The sequence below is a fragment of the Kitasatospora sp. NPDC058032 genome, assembly GCF_042885845.1.
Taxonomy (GTDB): domain Bacteria; phylum Actinomycetota; class Actinomycetes; order Streptomycetales; family Streptomycetaceae; genus Kitasatospora.
This window is the reverse complement of record NZ_JBHVRK010000031.1, coordinates 56,538-76,298: the sequence shown is the minus strand read 5'-3', so window position 1 is coordinate 76,298 and position 19,761 is coordinate 56,538. Positions and strand designations below refer to the sequence as shown.

16 protein-coding genes and 1 rRNA gene are annotated in these 19,761 nt (G+C 74.7%); 13 read left to right on the top strand and 4 right to left on the bottom strand.

The genetic code is table 11. The annotated features are described in order from the left end of the window. From rrf to ACFVUH_RS32720, 3 genes are all read left to right on the top strand, one after another. Positions 1-91: ribosomal RNA gene (rrf, locus tag ACFVUH_RS32730) — 5S ribosomal RNA — on the top strand; the annotation flags it as partial. 128 nt (positions 92-219) lie between these two features. Then, positions 220-1,797, top strand: coding sequence for a hypothetical protein (locus ACFVUH_RS32725; protein ID WP_387917106.1), 1,578 nt, complete (start codon positions 220-222; stop codon positions 1,795-1,797). Continuing rightward, positions 1,734-2,594 carry a tetratricopeptide repeat protein gene (locus tag ACFVUH_RS32720; protein WP_387917104.1) on the top strand — a complete coding sequence of 287 codons (861 nt, stop codon included), beginning with the start codon at positions 1,734-1,736 and terminating at the stop codon, positions 2,592-2,594. The genes ACFVUH_RS32725 and ACFVUH_RS32720 overlap by 64 nt, the downstream gene beginning before the upstream one ends. Before the next feature lie 111 nt (positions 2,595-2,705). Here the strand turns inward: ACFVUH_RS32720 and ACFVUH_RS32715 are convergent, their stop codons facing one another. Then, positions 2,706-4,076, bottom strand: coding sequence for a DUF1015 family protein (locus ACFVUH_RS32715; protein WP_387917102.1), 1,371 nt, complete (start codon positions 4,074-4,076; stop codon positions 2,706-2,708). Between the two features lie 93 nt (positions 4,077-4,169). Between ACFVUH_RS32715 and ACFVUH_RS32710 the strand changes: the two genes are divergently transcribed. Both ACFVUH_RS32710 and ACFVUH_RS32705 read left to right on the top strand, forming a co-directional pair. Next, entirely contained in the window at positions 4,170-4,808 is a 639-nt protein-coding gene (locus tag ACFVUH_RS32710) for a tetratricopeptide repeat protein (RefSeq protein WP_355374164.1), read from the top strand. A gap of 80 nt (positions 4,809-4,888) precedes the next feature. Continuing rightward, positions 4,889-5,932 (top strand): HAD-IIA family hydrolase, encoded by a 1,044-nt coding sequence (locus ACFVUH_RS32705; RefSeq protein WP_387917100.1) that lies wholly within the window; start codon positions 4,889-4,891, stop codon positions 5,930-5,932. Positions 5,933-5,980: 48 nt separating this feature from the next. On the opposite strand, the gene ACFVUH_RS32700 is transcribed toward ACFVUH_RS32705, so the two are convergent. Beyond that, the gene (locus ACFVUH_RS32700) at positions 5,981-6,328 is read right to left on the bottom strand and encodes an SCP2 sterol-binding domain-containing protein (protein WP_355374159.1); all 348 of its coding nucleotides are present in this window, start codon (positions 6,326-6,328) and stop codon (positions 5,981-5,983) included. A gap of 185 nt (positions 6,329-6,513) precedes the next feature. On the opposite strand from ACFVUH_RS32700, the gene ACFVUH_RS32695 reads away from it, so the two are divergent. The 4 genes from ACFVUH_RS32695 (at position 6,514) to ACFVUH_RS32680 (ending at position 9,423) form a co-directional block, all read left to right on the top strand. Next, on the top strand, positions 6,514-7,332 hold the full coding sequence (locus ACFVUH_RS32695; RefSeq protein ID WP_387917098.1) for a hypothetical protein: 819 nt from the start codon (positions 6,514-6,516) through the stop codon (positions 7,330-7,332). Further along, positions 7,325-7,576: a hypothetical protein gene (locus tag ACFVUH_RS32690; RefSeq protein ID WP_387917097.1), complete on the top strand. Its 252-nt coding sequence runs from the start codon at positions 7,325-7,327 to the stop codon at positions 7,574-7,576. The genes ACFVUH_RS32695 and ACFVUH_RS32690 overlap by 8 nt, the downstream gene beginning before the upstream one ends. A gap of 45 nt (positions 7,577-7,621) precedes the next feature. Next, positions 7,622-8,428, top strand: a complete 807-nt coding sequence (locus ACFVUH_RS32685) for a TlyA family RNA methyltransferase (protein ID WP_355374185.1) — start codon at positions 7,622-7,624, stop codon at positions 8,426-8,428. Positions 8,429-8,520: 92 nt separating this feature from the next. Next, positions 8,521-9,423: an NAD kinase gene (locus ACFVUH_RS32680; protein WP_355374151.1), complete on the top strand. Its 903-nt coding sequence runs from the start codon at positions 8,521-8,523 to the stop codon at positions 9,421-9,423. 54 nt (positions 9,424-9,477) lie between these two features. Here ACFVUH_RS32680 and ACFVUH_RS32675 read toward each other — a convergent pair whose 3' ends face one another. Beyond that, the gene (locus tag ACFVUH_RS32675) at positions 9,478-10,974 is read right to left on the bottom strand and encodes a PLP-dependent aminotransferase family protein (protein WP_387917096.1); all 1,497 of its coding nucleotides are present in this window, start codon (positions 10,972-10,974) and stop codon (positions 9,478-9,480) included. A gap of 137 nt (positions 10,975-11,111) precedes the next feature. Between ACFVUH_RS32675 and ACFVUH_RS32670 the strand changes: the two genes are divergently transcribed. The 3 genes from ACFVUH_RS32670 (at position 11,112) to ACFVUH_RS32660 (ending at position 15,038) form a co-directional block, all read left to right on the top strand. After that, entirely contained in the window at positions 11,112-11,855 is a 744-nt protein-coding gene (locus tag ACFVUH_RS32670) for a YitT family protein (RefSeq protein ID WP_387917094.1), read from the top strand. Between the two features lie 88 nt (positions 11,856-11,943). Then, the gene (gene recN / locus ACFVUH_RS32665) at positions 11,944-13,677 is read left to right on the top strand and encodes a DNA repair protein RecN (RefSeq protein WP_387917111.1); all 1,734 of its coding nucleotides are present in this window, start codon (positions 11,944-11,946) and stop codon (positions 13,675-13,677) included. Between the two features lie 191 nt (positions 13,678-13,868). After that, a complete protein-coding gene (locus ACFVUH_RS32660; protein ID WP_387917092.1) occupies positions 13,869-15,038 on the top strand; it encodes a glycosyltransferase family 4 protein in 1,170 nt (389 codons plus the stop codon). Positions 15,039-15,201: 163 nt separating this feature from the next. Here the strand turns inward: ACFVUH_RS32660 and ACFVUH_RS32655 are convergent, their stop codons facing one another. Further along, complete coding sequence (locus ACFVUH_RS32655; protein ID WP_387917091.1) at positions 15,202-17,223, bottom strand: glycoside hydrolase family 15 protein; 2,022 nt, start codon at positions 17,221-17,223, stop codon at positions 15,202-15,204. Between the two features lie 776 nt (positions 17,224-17,999). On the opposite strand from ACFVUH_RS32655, the gene ACFVUH_RS32650 reads away from it, so the two are divergent. Then, a complete protein-coding gene (locus tag ACFVUH_RS32650; protein ID WP_355374142.1) occupies positions 18,000-19,685 on the top strand; it encodes a CTP synthase in 1,686 nt (561 codons plus the stop codon). Positions 19,686-19,761 lie beyond the last annotated feature (76 nt).

Sequence of the window (19,761 nt, the reverse complement as noted above, 5' to 3'; positions counted from 1 at the left end):
GCCCGGTTACATTCCGAACCCGGAAGCTAAGCCTCACAGCGCCGATGGTACTGCAGGGGGGACCCTGTGGGAGAGTAGGACGCCGCCGAACAATTATTCAAAGCCGCGGCCCCCAGCGATTCGCTGGGGGCCGCGGCTTTTTTGCGTATGTGCGCAGGTGTGCACGACCGGTAGAACGGGACTTCCGCCCAGACGCGGGGGGTCTCCGGATGCCGGACAATGGAGATGGTGCACGGCCAGAAGGCCGGCGCCGAACCGCGTGAGGGCAGTGGTGTTGCCCGGTCCGCGGCGGAGATGAAGCAGCAGAAGGAGTTACCACGATGGCGAACCAGCCTCAGGACCGTCCCGAGCGTCGATCGGACGACGGCCGCGGGTACGAGCCCCGGTCTCGCGGGGGCTGGTCGAACGACCGCGGTCCGCGCCGCGACGACCGCCGCGACGACCGCCGTGACGACCGTGGCGGCGACCGCGGTGGTTTCCGCCGCGATGACCGCCCCTCCGGTGGTTACGGCCGTGACCGTGACGACCGTGGTGGCGACCGCGGCGGTTTCCGCCGTGACGACCGCCCGGGTGGTTACCAGGGCGGCGGCGACCGTGGCGGTTTCCGTCGCGACGACCGCCCCTCGGGCGGCTTCGACCGTGGTGGCCGTGACGACCGCGGTGGCTTCCGCCGTGACGACCGCCCCTCCGGTGGCGGTTTCCGCCGTGACGACCGCCCGTCGGGTGGCGACCGCGGCGGCCGTGACGACCGCGGCGGTTTCCGTCGTGACGACCGTCCGGCCGGTGGCGGTTTCCGTCGCGATGACCGTCCGGGTGGGTTCCGTCGGGACGACCGTGACGACCGTCCGCGTCGTGACGACCGCCCGTTCCGCGACCGTGACGACCGTGGTGGCGACCGCGGTGGTTTCCGCCGTGACGACCGCCCGGGTGGTTACCAGGGCGGCGGCGACCGCGGTGGGTTCCGTCGCGACGACCGCCCCTCGGGCGGCTTCGACCGTGGTGGCCGTGACGACCGTGGCGGCGACCGCGGTGGCTTCCGTCGTGACGACCGCCCCTCCGGTGGCGGTTTCCGCCGTGACGACCGTCCGGCCGGCGGTGGCTTCCGCCGTGACGACCGCCCGGCCGGTGGCGGTTTCCGTCGGGATGACCGTCCGGCCGGCGGTGGCTTCCGTCGCGATGACCGTCCGGGTGGGTTCCGTCGGGACGACCGTGACGACCGTCCGCGTCGTGACGACCGCCCGTCGGGTGGCTTCGACCGTGGTGGCCGTGACGACCGTGGCGGTTTCCGTCGGGATGACCGTCCGGCCGGTGGCGGCTTCCGTCGCGATGACCGTCCGGGTGGGTTCCGTCGCGATGACCGTGACGACCGTCCGCGTCGTGAGGACCGTCCGTTCCGTGACCGTGACGACCGTGGTGGCGACCGTGGCGGTTTCCGCCGTGACGACCGCCCGGGTGGTTACCAGGGCGGCGGCGACCGCGGTGGGTTCCGTCGCGACGACCGGGGTGACCGCGGCGGCGACCGCGGTGGCTTCCGTGGTGGCCGTGACGACCGTGGTGGGGACCGTGGCGGCTTCCGCCGTGACGACCGCGGCGGGCGTGACGACCGGGGTGGCTACCGCGGTGGCCGTGACGAGCGCGGCGGCCGGGACCAGGACGACCGCCGGGGCAACTACGAGCCGGTCAAGCGCCTGCCGATCCCGGAGGACGTCACCGGTTTCGAGATCGACGCGGACGTGCGCCAGGAGCTCAAGAGCCTGCCCAAGACGCTCGCCGACGACGTCGCCCGCAACCTGGTGATGGTCGCCCGCCTGCTCGACAGCGAGCCGGAGGAGGCCTACCAGTACTCGCGCGTCGCGCTGCGGCTCGCCTCCCGCGTCGCCGCCGTCCGTGAGGCGGCCGGCTTCGCCTCGTACATGACCCAGCGCTACTCCGAGGCACTGACCGAGTTCCGCGCCGCCCGCCGGATGACCGGCCGGGTGGACCTGTGGCCGGTGATGGCCGACTGCGAGCGCGGCCTGGGCCGCCCGGAGCGGGCGCTGGCGATGGCCGGCGAGCCCGAGGTCAAGCAGCTGGACAAGGCCGGCCAGGTCGAGATGCGCCTGGTCGCGGCCGGTGCGCGCAGCGACATGGAGCAGTTCGACGCCGCCGTCGTGACCCTGCAGAGCCCCGAGCTGGCCTCGCCCGCCGTGCACCCGTGGACCGCGCGGCTGCGTTACGCCTACGCCGAGGCGCTGATCGCGGCCGGCCGCGGCGAGGAGGCCCGCGACTGGTTCGCCAAGGCCGTGGAGGCGGACACCGACGGCACCACCAACGCCGCCGAGCGTCTCGCCGAGATCGACGGTGTGGAGTTCGTGGACGCCCTCGACCCGGAGTTCGCCGAGGAGGAGGCCGAGCAGGCCGCCGAGCCGGCCAAGCGCAAGGGCAGCGAGGCCTCGGACGAGCAGGTCATCTTCGAGGACGACGAGGACGTCGAGGAGTACTACGACGAGGACGACCTCGAGATCGACGAGGACTTCGACGGCGTGGTCCCCGAGCGGGCCACCGAGGCCGAGCAGGCGGACAAGGCCGACGAGGCCGGTGAGTCCGGCAAGTAAGCGCCGGACCTGAGCACGAGTGAGGCCCTGCCGCGCCCCGGGAGATCCCGGAGTGCGGCAGGGCCTCACTGCGTTCCGGCCGGTCCGTGGCGGCACCGGTCGGGCGGTGCGTCAGCCGAGTTCGAGGTTGCGCAGCACCAGTCCGGTGGCCGGCTTCGGCCCGAAGGAGGTGGACTTGCGCGGCATGGTGACGCCCTGTTCGGCGAGCCGGCGCACCACGCTCTCCCGCACCGGGTGCAGCAGGACGGCCGTCCCGCCGGTGCGGGCGGCCTCGCGTTCGGCGGCGTCCGCGGTGTGCAGGTAGCCGATGTCCTCGGGGCCGTCGGGGATCCGCCAGGTGTGGTCGAGCAGGGTGGCGTGCAGCACGGTGGCGTCCAGGTGGCGCCACTCCTCGGGCTTGTCGTGCGGCACGGTGGCGTCGAGCAGGGTCTCGTCGGGGTCGCCGACGAGCCGGTAGACGCCGTCCCCGCCGGTCAGCAGGAAGCCGCTGCCGCCGTGCCGCTTCTGCTCGGCGAGGGCCTGCAGCGCGGTCTCCAGCGGGCCGGGGACCTCCTTGACCCGCCACTGGTCGCCGAGCCGCTGCAGGGCCTCGGCGACCGGCAGCCGGTACAGCACCCGGTGGATGGCCCGCACCCGCAGCGGGTAGCGGGCGGTGTCGACCAGCAGCACCAGGCCGCGGTCCCAGGGACTGCGCGGCAGGTGCCGGTGCTCGCGCTGGAGCCGCAGGTACATCTCCCAGCGGTGGTGGCCGTCGGCGATCAGCGCCCGGCAGGTGGCCAGGTCGCTGCCGACCTCGGCGATCTCGGCGTGGTCGGTGACCGCCCACAGCCGGTGGTGGGTGCCGTCGGAGGTGGTCGTGGTGAGCAGCGGTTCGTCGCGTACGGCGCGTTCGACGACGTCGGACGCCCCGCCGCCGCCGCGGTAGGTGAGCAGCAGTGGTTCGAGGTTGGCCCGGGTGGTGCGCATCAGGCCGACCCGGTCGGCGACCGGCCGGGGCATCACGTCCTCGTGGGGGAGGACGACGCCGGCCTCGCTGCCGCTGACCGCCAGGGCGCCGATGAGTCCGCGCTGCAGCAGCTCGGGGGTGTCGCCGGCGGCGGGCACGCGCTGCTCGTAGACGTAGAGGGCCGGCACCGGGTCGGCGGCCAGGACGCCCTCGCGCTGCCACTCGTGCAGCAGCCGGGCGGCGTGCCGGTAGCGGGTGTCGCGGTCGGGGCGGTCGCCGGTGTCCTCGGGTTCGGGGCGCGGCAGGATCAGCCGGACGACGTTGTGCGGGTCGGCGGTCTCCAGGTCGAGCCTGCGGCCGGGGTCGACGACGTCGTAGGGCGGTGAGGTGACGGCGGCCAGGGCACCGACCCGGTCGGGGACGTAGCGCAGGCCGCGGAAGGGGGACAGGGACAGACCTGCGGTGGCGACGCGCCCGGGATCGCCGGGGCCGCCGTGCGGAGACTCCACTCCGCTTTCTGCACTGGGTGTGCTCATTCTGGGCATCGTAATCGGGTACGCGTTGTTCAGAGATCGGAACACCCGGGCCGGTCCGGTGGGCGGGTGTCGTGACCGAGGGCGAGGTGGCGCGTGGACGAGCGCGACGAGCGGGTGGACGACGGTGCCGGTGGCGGCGCTGGTGGGGCCGTCGGCGGGGCTGCCGGTGAGGACGGCGGCGTGCCGGAGCAGCGGCGGTCCGGGGAGCCGGTGGGCGACGTCTACGAGTGGTTCCGCCGGGGCGTGAAGCTACTCGCCCAGGGCAACCCGGCGGCGGCCGAGCAGCTGCTGGCCCGGGCGGCGGCGGAGGAGCCGGCCTCGCGCAGCATCCGGGAGGCGCTCGCCCGGGCGCAGTTCGACGCGGGCTCGTACGCGGCGGCGCTGGAGAACTTCCGGGCGGTGGCCCTGGCGGATCCGTCGGACGACTACGCTCAGTTCGGGTGGGGTGTGGCGGCGGCCCGGCTGGGTGACTTCGAGACCTCCGCCGAGCACCTGGCGCTGGCCGTGGCGATGCGGCCGGAGACCGACCACTACCGGGCCGCGCTGCGGCAGACCCGGGCGACGCTGGCGGCCCGGGCCGGGGCGTTCGGCCCGCTGTTGCCGGGGGCTCCGGGGTACCTGGAGCCGCCGGCCGGGGAGCGGCCGCCGCCGCTGGGCCCGGCTGCCGGGCCGGAGCCGGGAACCACGGCGGGCCCGGAGCCGACGGGTGAGCGGGACCGGCAGGACGGCTGAGCCCGGACGGCACCGGCGGGACCGGCGGCGCCGACAGCACCGACGAGCAGGACTGACGCGATGAGTGAGGTAGAGCAGGCATGACCGAGACGGCCACCACCGTGCGACGGACCGCCCCGGGCGGCAGCGAGCTGCCGCTGACCGAGGCGTACGACACGGCGCTGCTGGACCTCGACGGCGTGGTGTACGCCGGACCGAACGCCATCGACCACGCCGTGGACTCGCTGGCGGCGGCCCGCGCGGCCGGGATGCGGCTGGCGTACGTGACCAACAACGCCTCCCGCCCGCCCCGGGTGGTGGCCGCGCACCTGACCGAGCTGGGCGTGCCGGCCGAGGCGGCGGATGTGATCAACTCCGCGCAGGCGGCGGCCCGGGTGCTCGCCGAGAAGCTGCCGGCTGGGGCGAAGGTGCTGATGGTGGGCGGTCTGGGGCTGGAGGAGGCGCTGGCCGAGCGCGGCCTGGTCACCGTCCGGACGCTGGCCGAGGAGCCGCTGGCGGTGGTCCAGGGCTTCGACGCCTCGGTGGGCTGGGCGCAGCTGGCGGAGGCCTCCTACGCGGTGCAGTCGGGGCTGCCGTGGGTGGCGTCCAACACCGATGTGACGGTGCCGACCGCGCGCGGCATAGCGCCGGGCAACGGGATGCTGGTGGCGGCCGTCCGGGCGGCGACCGGGGTGGAGCCGGAGGTGGCGGGCAAGCCGCTGCCGCCGATGCACCGGGAGACGGTGCTGCGGACGGGCGCGAAGCGGCCGCTGGTGGTCGGCGACCGACTGGACACCGACATCGAGGGCGCGTTCAACGGCGGGGTGGACAGCCTGCTGGTCTTCACCGGGGTGACGACGGCGGCGCAGCTGCTGGCGGCCCCGGCCGAGCACCGGCCGACCTATCTGGCGGAGGACCTGCGGGGGTTGCTGACCGGGCACGCGCCGGTCACGGCGCGGCCGGACGGCGGGTTCGCCTGCGGCGGGTTCGTCGCGGCGGCGCAGGACGGCGTGCTGCGGCTGGAGGGTGTCGGGGCGGACCGCTGGGACGGGCTGCGGGCGCTGTGCGCGGCGGCGTGGACGGCGCTGGACGCGAACGGCGAGCCGGTGGACGGCCGGAAGGCGCTGGCCGAGCTGGGGTTCTAGAACCCGGGAGAACCCGGGAGAACCCGGGAGAACCGGGGACCGGTCGGGTCAGAGCAGGGTGCGCAGCCGCAGCAGGTCGCGGAAGCCGGCCTCCAGCCTGACCCGTCCGGTCGCCCAGGCGGACGCGAAGTTGAGCCGGCCGCCGACCAGGGCGAGCAGGTCGTCGCTGCTCATGGTGAGCCGGATGTCGGCCTTCCCGGCGGGGCTGCCGGGGGCCTCCTCGAGGTCCTGGATGCTGCCCTCGCGCAGCCGCCCGGTGAAGGTGAGGTCGAGGTCGGTGATCCGGCAGCTGAGCGAGCGGTCCAGCTCGGCGGCCTTGCGGACGTCACCGGTGGCCTTGGCGAGGTTGCGGCTGAGCTGCTCCAGCGCCTCGCGGCACTCCTCGGCGTCGGCCATGGCGGTGGATCCCCTCCTTCGACGGGCCGCGGCGTTCCGGCCGGACGGCCGGGCCCGGCGGCCGTGACTGCCGGGCCACGGTACCGCAGGACGTGTTTGGCGGTAGCGTCGTCGGTGGGATGCCCGGATCCGTCCGGGCGTCGAGGTGACGGAACGATGTGCGCAGGCGAATGGGAGGCACCCGGATGCTGCCGAGGACGGTGCGAGGAGCGGTGGCGGCCGCGGCCGTGCTGGTGGAGGAGGTCGGCAAGCGGGTCGTCGGGACGGCGGCCGGTCTGCTGGAGAAGGGCGGGATCGACGTCGCCGAGGTGGAGCGCCGGCTGGGCGGGCAGTTCCCGCCGTCGGCGCGGTCGCTCCAGACGCTGGCCGAGGAGGCGGTGACCGCCGGGCGGGCCGGGGTGGACCTCGCGGTGGGGGTGGCGCGCGGTGAGGTCGAGAAGGCCTTCGAGCGGGTCGGCGACCAGGTGACCAAGGTGGGCGTGGTGCTGGCCTACCTGGAGAACAAGCTGCGCGAGGTCGAGGAGGACGACGCGGCGGGCCGGGACGGGGCCGCGCCGGCCGCGCCCGCGCCCCGGGCCGGCGGGCTGTTCGAGGACGGCTGGGAGCGGGAGACGGCGGGCTCGGCGGAGGCGGAGCGGATAGCGGTGGACGAGCCGGTGGAGGTCGACCCGCCGGTGCCGCCGGCCGGGAGGGGCGCGGCTCCGGCTGCCCCGGTGGTGCCCGCGGCCCCGGAAGCCCCGGTCCCGGCTCCGGCTCCCACGAAGAAGGCCACGGCCAAGAAGCCGACCGCCGCGAAGCGGACGGCCGCGCAGGAGCAGCCCGCGAAGCCCGCGAAGAAGGCGGCCGTGAAGAAGACGGCCGTCAAGAAGACCGCGACCGCCAAGCGGACCACCGCCGCGAAGAAGACCGCCGAGGCCGCCGGTCAGGACCAGCCGCCCGCCAAGCGGACCGCGACCAGGAAGACCACCGTCCGCCGGACCACCACGAAGAAGCCCGATGCCTGATCCCGAGAACCCGTCCGGGCCCGTCCGGGACCCCGCCCCGGACCCCGTCCCCCTGCCCGTTCCCGGCACCGGCGAGCCCCTGCCGCTGGGCGTCGACCTGAGCCCGACCGGCCACCCCGAGGTGGACGCCGGCCTGGCCCGGCTGGAGGCGCTGGACGAGGTGCCCACCGACGCGCACGTCGCCGTGTACGAAGATGTCCATCAGCGGCTGGCCGACACGCTGGCCGCCCTCGACCGGGACTGACCGGGCGAAGCGCAACCATCCGTAGGAGCTGAAACACCAGTGGCAGTGGCACGACGCCGACTCGACGCGGAACTGGTCCGCCGCAAGCTGGCCCGGTCGCGGGAGCACGCCTCCGAGCTGATCGCGGCCGGCCGGGTGACCGTCGGCGGGACCACCGCGACCAAGCCGGCCACTCAGGTGGAGACCTCGGCGGCGGTCGTGGTGGCCAAGGACGAGAACGACCCCGACTACGTCTCGCGCGGCGGCCACAAGCTCGCCGGGGCGTTCGCGGCGTTCGTCCCGCAGGGCCTGGTCGTCGAGGGCCGCCGGGCGCTGGACGCGGGCGCGTCCACCGGCGGGTTCACCGATGTGCTGCTGCGCTCCGGGGCCGCGCACGTGCTGGCGGTGGACGTCGGCTACGGGCAGCTGGCCTGGTCGCTGCAGAGCGACGAGCGGGTCACCGTGATGGACCGCACCAACGTCCGCGAGCTGACCCTGGACATGATCGGCGGCACCCCGGTCGACCTGGTGGTCGGCGACCTGTCGTTCATCTCGCTGGGCCTGGTGCTGCCCGCGCTGGCCGGCTGCGCCGCCGAGGACGCCGATCTGGTGCTGATGGTCAAGCCGCAGTTCGAGATCGGCAAGGAGCGGCTGGGCAGCGGCGGGGTGGTGCGCAGCCCTCAGCTGCGTGCCGAGATGGTGCGCCAGGTGGCGGGGCAGGCGTGGGAGCTCGGACTGGGCGTGCGGGCGGTCACCGCGAGCCCCCTGCCCGGGCCGTCCGGAAATGTCGAGTACTTCCTGTGGATGCGCCGGGACGCGCCGCCGCTGGACCTGGCGGATGTGGACCGGGCTGTTGCCGAAGGCCCCCGATAGGGTGCTCTGCGGACGTCCGGTCCGTCATGCTGGGTGGCGCGGCCGTACCGGGCCGACGGGGACCCGGACGGCGTAGGGAGAGGGCAGCGGGCATGAGTGATGAACGTACGGTCTTCCTGATCGCTCACACGGGCCGTGAGGCGGCCCTGCGCAGCGTCGAAGGACTGGTGCACGGTCTGCTCAAGGCGGGGATCCGGATCAGACTGCTGGCCGCCGAGGCGGTCGACCTGGACCTGCCGGACGGGGTGGAGACGGTTGCCGGGGGGCCGGGGGCGGCGGACGGCTGTGAGCTGATCCTGGTCGCGGGCGGGGACGGGACGCTGCTGCGCGGGGCCGAGCTGGCGCGTGAGCACGGCCTGCCGATGCTCGGCATCAACCTGGGCCGGGTCGGGTTCCTGGCCGAGGCCGAGCGGGACGACCTGGCGGTGGTGGTCGAGCGGGTGGTCGACGCCGACTACGAGGTCGAGGAGCGGATGACCCTCGATGTGATCGTCCGCACCAACGGCGACGTGGTGCACCACGACTGGGCGCTCAACGAGGCCTCGATAGAGAAGGCTTCCCGGGAGCGGATGCTGGAGGTGGTGACCGAGGTGGACGGCCGTCCGGTCTCCAACTTCGGCTGCGACGGGGTGGTGTGCGCGACGCCGACCGGGTCGACCGCGTACGCGTTCTCCGGCGGCGGGCCGGTGGTCTGGCCGGAGGTGGAGGCGCTGCTGATGGTGCCGATCAGCGCGCACGCGCTGTTCGCCCGGCCGCTGGTGACCTCGCCGGACTCGGTGCTGGCGGTGGAGGTGCAGCCGAAGACCCCGCACGGGGTGCTCTGGTGCGACGGCCGGCGTTCGGTGGAACTGCCCGCCGGGGCACGGGTGGAGGTGCGCCGGGGACAGACGCCGGTGCGGCTGGCCCGGCTGCACCGGGCGCCGTTCACCGACCGGCTGGTGGCGAAGTTCGCGCTCCCGGTGACCGGGTGGCGCGGCCGCACGGACAGCCACTGACCGACCCGGTCCGACAGCCTGACGGGTCCGGCAGCCCGACGTCCGCCGGACCCGTCAGACCGCCAGGGGCTGGGTGTCGTCGGCGCCCTGCCAGCGGCCCTCCTGCTCGGCCCGGGCGGCGACCTCGGCCAGCCGGCGGACGGCGTCCGGCACGGCCGGGGCGGCCACCGTGAACGGGATCCGGATGTGGTGCTCGAACGCGCCGTCGGAGCCGAACCGGTTCCCGGCGGCGATCCGGACCCCGGTGCGTTCGCCGGCCCGGGCCAGGGCCGCCCCGGACACCCCGCCGGTGCCGACCCAGAGCGACAGCCCGCCCGGCGGCACGGTGAACCGCCAGTGCGGCAGCCGTTCCCGCAGGGCGGTGTCCAGCGCCTCGGCGGTGTCCCGCAGCCGGGTCAGCTGGTGGGCGCGGACCGCCGGGAGGTGCGTGGTCAGCAGCTCGGCGGCGATCAGCTGGTCCAGCACGGGCGCGCCGACGTCGCTGTAGACCCGGGCGGTGGCCAGCCGGCGGACCAGGGCCGGCGCGGCGCGCACCCAGCCGATCCGCAGGCCGCCCCAGAGCAGCTTGCCGGCCGAGCCGACCGTGACCACCTGGGCGGCGCGGTCCAGGGCGGCCGTGGGGCGGGGCGGGGTGACGCCCTCGGGCAGGCCCCAGCCGAGCTCGGCGGTGGTCTCGTCGGCCAGGACGACGGTGCCGGCGGAGCGGGCGGCGGCGAGCAGCTCGCGCCGCTGCTCCTCGTCGATCAGCGCGCCGGTCGGATTGTGGAAGTCGGGGATCACATAGGCGGCCTTCGGCGCGGCCCCGCTCAGCACCCGCCGCCACTCGGCGAGGTCCCAGTGGAAGCCGCGGGTGAGCGGGACGGGGACCAGCCGGGCCTCGGCGAGCCGCAGGGCCTGCAGGGTGTGCGCGTAGCTGGGCGCCTCGACGGCGACCCGGTCGCCGCGGCCGAGCAGGACCTGGCGCACCAGGTGCAGGGCGCCCATCGCGCCGATGGTGATCAGGATCTGGTCGGGGGTGGTCGGCAGTCCGCGCTCGGTGAAGCGGCGGGCCACCGCCTCGCGCAGCACCGGGACGCCGGTGGGGTAGTGGCCGTGCCCGGCGGCGTACGCGGGCAGTTGCTCGACGGCGCGGGCGGCGGCGGTGGACAGGAAGGGCTGCGGCGCGGGCAGCGCGGCGACGCCGAGGTCCAGGATGCGGCCCTGCTCGTCCGGCGGCACCGGGTGCAGGGCGTCGCTGGGCGGGGCCGAGCCCTCGGGCAGCGCGGTCCAGCTGCCGGAGCCGCGCCGGCTGCGCAGGTACCCGTCCGCGCGCAGGGCCTCGTACGCGGTGGCCACGGTGGTGCGGCTGAGCCGCAGGGCGAGGGCCAGTTCGCGTTCGGCGGGCAGCCGGGCACCGACCGGCAGCCGGCCCTCGGAGACCAGCAGCCGGACCTGGGCGGCCAGCGTGCGGTAGGCGGGGCGGCGGGAGGCACCGGGCGGTTCGGGCAGCCGCGCGGTGGCGAGCAGCCGGGCCAGCGCCGGGGACGTCACGGTGGTCTGCCAGTCGGCCAAGGCTCATCAGTCCACTTGCTGGGGATTGGCCCTGTCGTGGGCCGTATTGGCCTGGCCATCATGGCAGGGCGGCCATCGAGTCCGCCACCATCGGGGCCGTGTGTCGCGGTGGTGCAGCACCACCCGCCGGAGATTCCATGGCCACCCCCGCGAGCACCCGCCCGTCCCCGACCTCCTCCCCGTCCACCGCCGCTCCCCGGCGGCCGGGTCTCGCCGTCCGCGTGCTGGGCGACACCCACGCGCTGGGCCGCCGGGTGCCACAGCTGTTCGTCGGCCTCGCCCTCTACGGCGCCAGCATGGGCCTGATGCTCCGCTCCGGGCTCGGCCTGGACCCCTGGGACGTCTTCCACCAGGGACTGCAGGGCACCGTCGGGCTCTCGGTGGGCGCCTGGGTGACCATCTGCGGCGCACTGGTACTGCTGCTGTGGATACCGCTGCGCCAGCGGCCGGGCCTCGGCACGGTCGCCAACGTGCTGGTGATCGGCGCCGCGATGGACGCCACCGTGCGCGTCGTCGAGGCCCCCGGGGCGCTGCCGGCGCGGATCGCCCTGATGGTCGGCGCGATCGTGCTCAACGGCCTGGCCACCGGCCTCTACATCGGCGCCCGGCTCGGCCCGGGACCGCGCGACGGCCTGATGACCGGCCTGCACCGGCGCACCGGCCGCTCGCTGCGGCTGATCCGCACCGGCATCGAGCTGACCGTGCTGGCCGCGGGCGTCCTGCTCGGCGGCACGGTCGGGGTGGGCACCGTCGCCTACGCGCTGGCCATCGGCCCGCTCGCGCAGTTCTTCCTGCCCTGGTGCACGGTCCCCGCCGCGGGCCCAGTCGCAGCCCCCGTCGCGGGCCGGGAAACCACGGCCGCGGACTCCCGGAACGGATGAACTTCGCGGCACGGAGTTGCCGCGCGCCGTTGTCGCTCGTCGCGCGGCGGGGGCGGAACCTCGTAAGGTCGTCTCCGTGTTGGACGAGATGCGGATACGGGATCTTGGGGTCATCGACGACGCGGTCGTCGAGCTGGCCCCCGGCTTCACCGCCGTGACCGGCGAGACCGGCGCCGGCAAGACCATGGTGGTGACCAGCCTCGGCCTGCTGCTCGGCGGGCGCGCCGACCCGGGCCTGGTGCGCAACGGCAGCGCCCGCGCGGTCGTCGAGGGCCGCCTCGAACTGCCCGCCGGCTCGCCGGTGGCCGTCCGGGCCGTGGAGGCCGGCGCGGAACTGGACGACGGCGCGCTGCTGATCAGCCGGACCGTCTCCGCCGAAGGGCGCTCGCGCGCCCACGTCGGCGGCCGGTCCGTTCCGGTCGGCCTGCTCGCCGAACTCGGTGAGGACCTCATCGCCGTGCACGGCCAGACCGACCAGCAGCGGCTGCTGCGCCCGGCCCGCCAGCGCGGCGCCCTGGACCGGTACGCGGGCGAGTCCGTCGCCGAGCCGCTGGCCCGCTACCGCGAGGTCTACCGGCGGCTGCGCGAGGTCTCCGCCACCCTGGAGGAGCTGACCACCCGGGCCCGGGAGCGCGCCCAGGAGGCTGACCTGCTGCGCTTCGGCCTCGACGAGGTCGCCGCCGCCGAGCCGGTGGCCGGCGAGGACGAGGAGCTGTCCGCCGAGGCCGAACGGCTCGGCCACGCCGACGCGCTCTCCTCCGCCGCCACCCTGGCGCACGCCGCGCTGGCCGGCGACCCGGCCGACCCGGAGGCGCTGGACGCGGGCACCCTGCTCGGCCAGGCCCGCCGCGCCCTGGACGCCGTCCGCCACCACGACGAGCGGCTCGCCGCCCTCGCCGAGCGGCTGAACGAGGTGGGCTACCTGCTCGCCGACGTCGCCGGCGACCTGGCCGGCTACGCCGACGACCTGGACGCCGACCCGGTGCGCCTGGCCGCCGTCGAGGACCGCCGGGCCGTCCTGGCCCAGCTGCTGCGCAAGTACGGCGGCCCGGAGAACACCCTCGCCGAGGTGATCGCCTGGGCCGAGAGCGGCGCCGCGCGGCTCGCCGAGCTGGACGGGGACGACGACCGGATCGACGAGCTCGGCGCCCAGGAGACCCTGCTGCGCGCAGAGTTGGCCGATCTCGCGGCCGAGGTGTCGGCGGCCCGGCAGGGCGCCGCCGGACGCTTCGCGCAGGCCGTCTCCGCGGAGCTCGCCGAGCTGGCCATGCCGCACGCCCGGGTCACCTTCGCGATCAGCCAGGTCGACGACCTGTCCGGGATCGAGATCGAGGGCCGCACCGTCGCCTACGGCCCGCACGGCGTGGACGAGGTCGAGGTGCTGCTGGCCCCGCACCCGGGAGCCCAGCCCCGGCCGATCGCCAAGGGCGCCTCGGGCGGCGAGCTGTCCCGGGTGATGCTCGCCGTCGAGGTGGTCTTCGCCGGCGCGGACCCCGTCCCCACCTACCTGTTCGACGAGGTGGACGCGGGCGTCGGCGGCAAGGCCGCGGTCGAGATCGGCCGCCGGCTCGCCAAGCTGGCCGAGAGCGCCCAGGTCGTCGTGGTCACCCACCTGCCGCAGGTGGCGGCCTTCGCCGACCGCCACCTGGTGGTCGAGAAGACCAACGACGGCACCGTGACCCGCAGTGGTGTCAAGGTGCTGAACGACGAGGAGCGGGTGCGCGAGCTCTCCCGGATGCTGGCCGGTCTGGAGGACTCCGAGCTCGGCCGGGCGCACGCCGAGGAACTGCTCGCCGCGGCCCGCGCCCCCCGCCGGCGCTAGCCCGGAGCCGGTCCGCGCGGGCGGCCCTCGCGGACCGGCCACGACGCGCCCCACCGGGGGCGCCGACTGTCCAAGAGGGCCGCCGACCTGGCATGGTGGCCGCTGGACACTGGCCTACCTGTCCCGAGCGCCGCCGGCGGGAAACCCCCGTCCGGGGCGCGCGTAGCTGATCGAATCGGATGCGAGACGACGTGGACCATTCCGCCGCCCGGGCCGCCGCGGCCACCCCCGAACCGGGGCAGCTGCACGTGGTGCTCGTCCTGGCCGCCAGCACCGGCGGCATCGGTGCGCATGTGCGCTCGCTGGCACAGGGCCTGGTCGCGCACGGAGTGACCGTCACGGTCTGCGCTCCCGCCGACGCGGACGCGCTGTTCGGCTTCTCCCGCACCGGCGCCCGGTTCCACCTCGTCGACATCACCCCGACCGCGGGCGCCCGCAGCGACGCCACCGCCATCGGCGAACTGCGCCGCGCCTTCACCGGCGCCGACGTGGTGCACGCCCACGGCCTGCGCGCCGCGCTGCTGTCCGACCTCGCGCTGCGCACCGCCGGCCGCTTCCCGGGCCTTCGCCCGGAGACGCCGCTGGTGGTCACCGCGCACCACGCGCTGCTCGCCACCGGCATGGAGCGCCGGCTCCAGCGGCTGATGGAGCGCCGGGTGGCACGCGCCGCCGACCTCGTGCTCGGTGCCTCCTCGGACCTGGTGGCCCGGGCGCGCGAGCTCGGCGCCACGGACGCCCGGCTCGGCCCGGTCGCCGCCCCGCCGATGCCCGAGGGCCGGCTGGAGCGGGGCCGGGCCCGGGCCGCGCTGCTCGGCGCGGGGCCGGACCGCCCGGTGGTCCTGGCGGCCGGCCGGCTCGTCCCGCAGAAGGCGTTCGGGGTGCTGCTGGACGCGACCCGGGAGCTGTCCACGCTGTCCCCGCAGCCGCTGCTGGTGGTCGCCGGCGACGGCCCGGAGGCCGCCGGGCTGCGTGAGCGGGTGGCCGCCGAGAAGCTGCCGGTGCGGCTGCTCGGCTACCGCACCGACGTGCCCGACCTGCTGGCCGCCGCCGACGTGCTAGTGGTCTCCAGCCGCTGGGAGGCCCGTTCACTGGTGGTCCAGGAGGCGATGCGGGCGGGCGTGCCGGTGGTCGCCACGGCCGTCGGCGGCATCCCCGAACTGGTCGGTGACGCCGCCGTGCTGGTCCCGTCCGGGGACCCGGCCGCGCTCGGCCGGGCGGTGCGCGAGCTGCTGGCCGACCCGGCGCGCCGCGAGCGCCTGGTGGCGGCCGGCCGGCAGCAGGCGCAGACCTGGCCGGACGAGGCCGCCACCGTCGCCCAGGTGCTCAGCACCTACGACGAACTGGTGCAGCGCAACCGGTAGGCCCGGCGGCTGCTTCCTGGGCAAGGTCTGGAACTGACCCGTCACGCCACGGGCCCGTGCGTGAGCTGATCAGGGTCCGCCGGGAGGGCGTACGAGGGCGAGGGCCCGCACCGACCGGTGCGGGCCCTCGCCCTTCTGTCGTCCTGGCGCCGTCCGCCACCGGTCAGACGGTGGCCTGCTCGCCGGCCCGGTCGGAGGCCGAGCCGTCCGGCTGGGCGGAGAGGTAGGCGCCGCCGCAGGCGGTCAGCCGCAGCGCGGTGTCGATCAGCGGCACGTGGCTGAACGCCTGCGGGAAGTTGCCGACCTGCCGCTTGAGCCGCGGGTCCCACTCCTCGGCGAGCAGCCCGAGGTCGTTGCGCAGCGCCAGCAGCCGGTCGAACAGCTCGCGGGCCTCCTGCACCCGGCCGATCATCGCGAGATCGTCGGCGAGCCAGAACGAGCAGGCCAGGAAGGCCCCCTCGTGGCCGGAGAGGCCGTCGACGTTGTTCCCGGTCTCGTCGTGGGTCGGGTAGCGCATCACGAAGCCGTCCTCGGTGGACAGCTCGCGCTGGATCGCCTCGATGGTGCCGATCACGCGCTTGTCGTCCGGCGGCAGGAAGCCGACCTGGGGGATCAGCAGCAGCGAGGCGTCCAGCTCCTTGCCACCGTAGTACTGGGTGAAGGTGTTGCGCTCCGGGTCGTAGCCCTTGTCGCAGACGTCCCGGTGGATGGTCTCGCGCAGGTCGCGCCAGCGCTCCAGGTGGCCGCCGTCCGGGGCGTCCTCGGGGGTCTGCTCCAGCAGCTTGATGGTGCGGTCGACGGCCACCCAGGCCATCACCTTGGAGTGCACGAAGTGCCGGCGCGGGCCGCGCACCTCCCAGATGCCCTCGTCCGGCTCCTGCCAGTGCTCCTCCAGGTACTCGATGAGCCGCAGCTGGAGGTGGTGGGCGTGGTCGTTGCGGACCAGGCCGGTCATGTGGGCCAGGTGCAGCGCCTCGACGACCTCGCCGTAGACGTCCAGCTGGAGCTGGCCGGCCGCGCCGTTGCCGATCCGCACCGGCTGGGAGCCCTCGTAGCCGGGCAGCCAGTCCAGCGAGGACTCGGTGAGCTCGCGCTCGCCGGCGATGCCGTACATGATCTGCAGGTTCTCCGGGTCGCCGGCCACCGCGCGCAGCAGCCACTCGCGCCAGGCCCGGGCCTCCTCGCGGTAGCCGGTGCGCAGCAGCGAGGAGAGGGTGATCGCGGCGTCGCGCAGCCAGGTGTAGCGGTAGTCCCAGTTGCGCTCGCCGCCGATGTCCTCCGGGAGGGAGGTGGTCGGGGCGGCGACGATGCCGCCGGTGGGGGCGTAGGTGAGGCCCTTGAGGGTGATCAGGGAGCGGACCACGGCTTCCCGGTAGGGGCCCTGGTAGGTGCACTGGCCGACCCACTCGTGCCAGAAGTCGGCGGTGGCGTCGAGCACTTCCTCGGCGTCCGGGGCCTTGGGCGGCTCCAGGTGGGAGGCCTGCCAGGTGAGCGCGAAGGCGATCCGCTCGCCGGCCGAGACGGTGAAGTCGGCGTAGGTGGTGAGGTTGCGGCCGTAGGTGTCGGCCTGGCCGTCCAGCCAGACCGAGTCGGGGCCGGCCACGGCGGCGGTGCGGTGGCCGCCGTCGGGCTGCTCGACCCGGTGCACCCAGGGCACGACCCGGCCGTAGCTGAACCGCATCCGCAGTGCGGAGCGCATCCGGACGGTGCCGGCCACGCCCTCGACGATCCGGATCACCTGCGGGACGGCGTCCTTGCCGGCGAGCGGGCGGGGCGGCATGAAGTCGATCACCCGGACAGTGCCGCCCTGGGTGTCCCACTCCTGCTCCAGGATCAGCGAGTCGCCCCGGTAGCGGCGGCGGTCGGCCGGCAGGGCGGGGGCGGCGGCGGTCGGCGGGATCCGCAGGTCGCCGGTGTCGGTGAGGCCGGCCCGTCCGGTGGCGGGGTCGTCGGTGGTCGGGTCGGCGGGGACCGGTTCGGTGGCGGGGGAGGGCAGTTCGGTGGCCACCGCCTCGGCGGGGCCGATTCGCCAGAAGCCGTGTTCGTCGGTGCCGAGCAGTCCGGCGAAGACCGCCGGCGAGTCGAATCGGGGCAGGCAGAGCCAGTCCACCGCTCCGTCCCTGCTGACGAGGGCGGCGGTCTGCATGTCCCCGATGAGTGCGTAGTCCTCGATACGGCCGGCCACGTGATCTCCAGTTCGCAATGTGGTCACGACGCATCGGCGATCCGAGGGGGAGCCTGCGGGTACGGCGGGACCGGTGCCACCCCGGGACGTCCGGCCCTCCGTCGGGTGGTGGCGGGCCTTGCTGGAGTGTCCGCGAGGGCTCGATCGAGCCTCTGGGTGGGTGGGGAGAGCGGGAAATAACGGGGAGGTCCGGTCGCGCATCGGGGACCGAGAGGTTCCTGACCCTCCCACGCCCTCCGCGGCTCATGTTGTCGGCGATGCGTCCGAGCAGCTTACGACGGACGAAAGGGGCGAAGCACGCGGGCGCAGCGCGGTGTGGCGCCGCATTTCGGCGGAAATACCGCGCATCGCGGGGGAGGCCGCCAGGATGGCTCGGAAGGATCAGCTCCGGATGGCACGAAGTGGGGATCCGGCGATGGCCCGCCCGAGCCGATCCGGGCCATCGGGAGTGGCCCGCTCGGGCCGGTGGTGCGACGCGTGTGGCGTCTGCGCCGGGTGGTGCGCCGGTGGCGCGCCCGGCGTACGCCCCGGGAGCGCCCCGGCGGATCCGGACCGGGAAACCGGGCGCCCGCCGCCGCACGGGGGCGGCCCGGAACGCGTTCGGGCCGGGTCACTGTTACCCTGGTATCCCGTGGACCGGTGGGATCAAACGCCCCGGACCGGCCGAACCGACGACCTCCGGGCGCCGTGCCCCCGCACCGCCTCCCTCGTCGGGACGGCGAGCCGCGAGCCTCCCACCACGTCACCTTCGACTCGCGACCCACGGGAGCCCCCTCTTGGCACAGCCCCATTCCGGCAAGGCATCGAACGGCCGCGCCGTGACGACCAAGCACCTCTTCGTCACCGGGGGTGTCGCCTCGTCGCTCGGCAAGGGCCTCACCGCCTCCAGCCTCGGTGCCCTGCTCAAGGCCCGCGGCCTGCGCGTCACGATGCAGAAGCTCGACCCGTACCTCAACGTGGACCCGGGCACCATGAACCCGTTCCAGCACGGTGAGGTCTTCGTCACCGACGACGGCGCCGAGACCGACCTCGACATCGGTCACTACGAGCGGTTCCTGGACACCAACCTGCACGGCTCGGCCAACGTCACCACCGGCCAGGTGTACTCGACCGTCATCGCCAAGGAGCGCCGCGGCGAGTACCTGGGCGACACCGTCCAGGTCATCCCGCACATCACCAACGAGATCAAGTCCCGGATCCGCCGGATGGCGACCGAGGACGTCGACGTGGTGATCACCGAGGTCGGCGGCACCGTCGGCGACATCGAGTCGCTGCCGTTCCTGGAGGCCGTCCGCCAGGTCCGCCACGAGGTCGGCCGGGACAACGTCTTCTTCGTGCACGTCTCCCTGCTCCCCTACATCGGCCCCTCGGGCGAGCTGAAGACCAAGCCGACCCAGCACTCCGTCGCCGCGCTGCGCAACATCGGCATCCAGCCCGACGCCGTCGTGCTGCGCGCCGACCGCGAGGTCCCCCAGGCCATCAAGCGCAAGATCTCGCTGATGTGCGACGTCGACGAGGAGGCCGTGGTCGCCGCGATCGACGCCAAGTCGATCTACGACATCCCCAAGGTGCTGCACGGCGAGGGCCTGGACGCCTACGTCGTCCGCCGCCTGGACCTGCCGTTCCGCGACGTGGACTGGACCACCTGGGACGACCTGCTGCGCCGCGTCCACGAGCCGCAGCACATCGTCAAGGTCGCGCTGGTCGGCAAGTACATCGACCTGCCGGACGCCTACCTGTCGGTGACCGAGGCGCTGCGCGCCGGCGGCTTCGCCAACAACGCCCGGGTCGAGATCAAGTGGGTCACCTCCGACGACTGCGAGACCCCCGAGGGTGCGCGGGAGCAACTCGGTGACGTCGACGCGATCTGCATCCCCGGCGGCTTCGGCGACCGCGGCGTCAACGGCAAGGTCGGCGCGATCACCTACGCCCGCGAGAACCGCGTCCCGCTGCTGGGCCTGTGCCTGGGCCTGCAGTGCGTGGTCATCGAGGCGGCCCGCAACCTGGCCGGCCTGCCCGAGGCCAACTCCACCGAGTTCGACGCCGCCGCCAAGCACCCGGTGATCTCCACCATGGCCGAGCAGCTGGCCATCGTCGACGGCAAGGGCGACCTGGGCGGCACCATGCGCCTGGGCCTGTACCCGGCCAAGCTCGCCGAGGGCTCGATCGTCCGCGAGGTCTACAACGGCGAGCAGTACGTCGAGGAGCGCCACCGCCACCGCTACGAGGTCAACAACGCCTACCGGGCCGACCTGGAGAAGACCGGCCTGGTCTTCTCGGGCCTCTCCCCGAAGGGCGACCTGGTCGAGTACGTCGAGTACCCGCGCGAGGTGCACCCCTACCTGGTGGCCACCCAGGCCCACCCGGAGCTGAAGTCCCGGCCGACCCGCCCGCACCCGCTGTTCGCGGGCCTGGTGAAGGCCGCGATCGAGATCAAGACGGCCCCGGCCGACGCCGAGTAGGTCACCCGCGTTCCCTCGGACGGCGGCCCCGCGATTCCTGCGGGGCCGCCGTTCGGCGTTAGATTGTGTCGTACTG

Bases quoted from the DNA above. Each gene is read 5' to 3' on its own strand.
- ACFVUH_RS32725 (WP_387917106.1), top strand. From the start codon at position 220: ATGGAGATGGTGCACGGCCAGAAGGCCGGCGCCGAACCGCGTGAGGGC.
- ACFVUH_RS32715 (WP_387917102.1), bottom strand. From the start codon at position 4,076: ATGAGCACACCCAGTGCAGAAAGCGGAGTGGAGTCTCCGCACGGCGGC.
- ACFVUH_RS32705 (WP_387917100.1), top strand. From the start codon at position 4,889: ATGACCGAGACGGCCACCACCGTGCGACGGACCGCCCCGGGCGGCAGC.
- ACFVUH_RS32700 (WP_355374159.1), bottom strand. From the start codon at position 6,328: ATGGCCGACGCCGAGGAGTGCCGCGAGGCGCTGGAGCAGCTCAGCCGC.
- ACFVUH_RS32695 (WP_387917098.1), top strand. From the start codon at position 6,514: ATGCTGCCGAGGACGGTGCGAGGAGCGGTGGCGGCCGCGGCCGTGCTG.
- ACFVUH_RS32690 (WP_387917097.1), top strand. From the start codon at position 7,325: ATGCCTGATCCCGAGAACCCGTCCGGGCCCGTCCGGGACCCCGCCCCG.
- ACFVUH_RS32680 (WP_355374151.1), top strand. From the start codon at position 8,521: ATGAGTGATGAACGTACGGTCTTCCTGATCGCTCACACGGGCCGTGAG.
- ACFVUH_RS32670 (WP_387917094.1), top strand. From the start codon at position 11,112: ATGGCCACCCCCGCGAGCACCCGCCCGTCCCCGACCTCCTCCCCGTCC.
- recN (WP_387917111.1), top strand. From the start codon at position 11,944: ATGCGGATACGGGATCTTGGGGTCATCGACGACGCGGTCGTCGAGCTG.